At 62.7% G+C, this 271-nt stretch carries 1 protein-coding gene; it reads left to right on the plus strand.

From position 1 onward, the window contains the following. On the plus strand, positions 1 to 271 hold a 271-nt coding region (locus SB719_RS20175), incomplete at both ends, for a PCRF domain-containing protein (RefSeq protein WP_412159745.1).

Genomic DNA, 271 nt, shown 5'->3' on the forward strand with positions numbered 1-271 from the left:
TGAGTTCCGTCGCATGTTCAGCGGCGAGATGGACATGAACAACGCCTACCTGGACATCCAGGCCGGTTCCGGTGGTACCGAAGCACAGGACTGGGCCAACATCCTGCTGCGCATGTACCTGCGCTGGGCCGACAAGCGTGGTTTCGACGCCACCATCATCGAGCTCTCCGAAGGTGAAGTGGCCGGCATCAAGGGTGCCACCGTGCACATCAAGGGCGAGTACGCCTTTGGCTGGCTGCGCACCGAAATCGGCGTGCACCGCCTGGTGCGC

This window comes from Pantoea sp. SIMBA_079, from assembly GCF_046940275.1.
GTDB classification, from domain to species: domain Bacteria; phylum Pseudomonadota; class Gammaproteobacteria; order Enterobacterales; family Enterobacteriaceae; genus Pantoea; species Pantoea borealis.